The sequence below is a fragment of the Micromonospora sp. NPDC049580 genome (genome assembly GCF_040675595.1).
GTDB lineage: Bacteria > Actinomycetota > Actinomycetes > Mycobacteriales > Micromonosporaceae > Micromonospora.
The window spans coordinates 1-2263 of record NZ_JBFAPG010000704.1; the positions used below are offsets into that span (position 1 = coordinate 1).

3 protein-coding genes are annotated in these 2263 nt (G+C 73.6%); all 3 read right to left on the minus strand.

Features of this window, described 5'->3' with window-relative positions; genetic code table 11:
• Positions 1-7: 7 nt before the first annotated feature.
• Positions 8-1264, minus strand: a complete 1257-nt coding sequence (locus AB0J68_RS31190) for a sigma-70 family RNA polymerase sigma factor (protein WP_363942359.1) — start codon at positions 1262-1264, stop codon at positions 8-10.
• 3 nt (positions 1265-1267) lie between these two features.
• On the minus strand, positions 1268-1660 hold the full coding sequence (locus AB0J68_RS31195) for a YciI family protein (protein ID WP_363942363.1): 393 nt from the start codon (positions 1658-1660) through the stop codon (positions 1268-1270).
• Between the two features lie 175 nt (positions 1661-1835).
• A partial coding sequence (locus AB0J68_RS31200) for a hypothetical protein (protein WP_363942361.1) occupies positions 1836-2263 on the minus strand: 428 nt, incomplete at its 5' end.

Here is a 2263-nt window from a genome sequence, read left to right on the forward strand (position 1 = left end):
CGCCGGCTCAGCCGGCGGCCGGCGGGTCGTCCGCCAAACGGTCCGCGCGGGCGTTGAGGTAGCGCTGCTGCGCCAGGTTCGTCGAGCGTGCCGCCGCCATCCGGTACGCCTCCCGCGCCGCGACCCGCTCGCCGGTCAGCTCCCACAGGTGGGCGCGGGCGGCCGGCAGCCGCGGATCGTCGGCCAACCGGACGTCGTCGGCCAGGTCGGCCAGCAGCGCCAGGCCGGCCGGCGCGCCCCGGCTCATGGCCACCGCCACGGCGTGGTTGAGCGCCACTACCGGATTGTCGGACAGGCCGAGCAGCACCTCGTACAGGGCGGTGATCTGCGCCCAGTCGGTGGCCGCCGCGGTGGGCGCCTCGTCGTGCACGGCCGCGATGGCCGCCTGGAGCTGGTACGGCCCGACGACCCCGCGCGGCAGCGCCCCGGTGATCAGGGCGACCCCCTCGGCGATCTGGTCGGCCCGCCACCGGCTGCGGTCCTGCTCGGCCATCGGCACCAACTCGCCGTGGGCGCCGATCCGCGCCGGCGCGCGGGCGTCGGTGAGCAGCATCAACGCGAGCAGCCCCGCGACCTCGGGGTCGTCGGGCAGCAGCCGGTGCACCAGCCGCGTCAGTCGGATCGCCTCGGCGGTCAGGTCGGCGCGCAGCAGCCCCGGGCCGGCGGTACGCGCGTACCCCTCGGTGAAGACCAGGTAGAGCACGTGCAGCACCGCGGCGACCCGGTCGGCGCGCTCCGCCCCGGTCGGTGGCGCGAACCGCAGGCCACTGTCGCGGATGCGCTGCTTACCCCGGCTGATCCGCCGGGTCATCGTCGCCTCCGGAACCAGGAACGCGCGGGCCACCTCGGCGGTGCTCAACCCGCCCACCGCGCGCAGCGTCAGCGCGATCTGCGACGCCGCCGTGAGCGCCGGGTGGCAGCACAGGAACAGCAGGATGAGCGTGTCGTCGGCATCCGCCGGGGGCCGGTCGGCGGCCGGCGCCAACCACTGCTCCGGCAACACCCAGCGCGCCACCGTCTCCTCCCGCCGCGTCCGCGCCTGGTCACGCCGGAGCAGGTCGGTGAGCCGCCGGGACGCGACGGTGATCAACCACGCGCGGGGATTCTCCGGTACGCCGTCGCGCGGCCAACCGTCCGCCGCCGCGATCAGCGCCTCCTGCACCGCGTCCTCGGCGGTGTCGAAGTGCCCGAAGCGGCGGACCAGCGCGCCGAGGACCTGCGGCGCCAGCTCGCGCAGCAGATCCTCGGCGGGCGTTGCCGACACCGGTCAGCCGGCCAGGTCCTCGACGCCGTCCAGCACCGGCCGCACGTCCACGTACGCGCCGGGGGTGTCCGGGTCGACCAGGCCGGCGGCGATCTCGGTGGCCCGGTCGAAGCTGGCGCACTCCACGATCGTGTAACCCGCGAGCACCTCCTGCGTCTCCGGGTACGGGCCGTCGGTGACCACGGACGCCCGGTCACGTACCTGCACGCGACGGGTGTGCACCGGCTCGCTGAGGCCCCGCGCGTCGACCAGTTCCCCGGATTCGGCGAGCGCCTGGTGGAACGTCTCCATGTGCCGGTGCACGGCCGCGATCTGCTCGGCGGACATGGCTGGCCGGTCGGAAGCCCGCCCCGACAGCACGTCATAGTCCTGCTGCGACCCGTAGAGCAGAATCATGTACTTCACAGTGGCCTCCTGTCTCCGGTGCCGCCCCGGCACCGCTCACCGGAAACGTCGAACCCCAACCCGCTCCCCGGACACTCCCACCCCACCAGATCCGTTGATCATGAAGTTATCGCCCCGACACGCCGAGTTCGAGGGCAACAACTTCATGATCAACACCAGCTGGGGGTTACTGGCCGTAGGAGAGGCGGAGGCGGTTGTTGATCAGGTAGTTGAGGCGGTGCCGCAGGTAGCCGAGGGTGCTCTCGCTCGGTAGGTCCGCCTCGGTGGTCAGGGTCCAGCGCAGCGTGCAGTCCCCGCCGGGCAAGCCGTGCGTCACGTCGAAGCGGATCTGGTCCAGCGGTCGGTGCGGCCACAGCGACGACCACACCAGCAGCACCGGTGCGTAGCCCGCCACCACCCGGGGTGGCACCTCGTCGTCGCGCAACTCCAGCCACGGACGACTGCCAGCCTCGTACGGGTCACGCAGCGACCGCCACACGACATGCGCGGGGGCCGGCTGGCTTCGTCGGCGGCTGCCCAGCACGTGCACGTCGCCCTCCTCACCGGACGGCCACATCCGCCCCCCGGGCCATTGTGGCGGCCCGGCACCGGCCG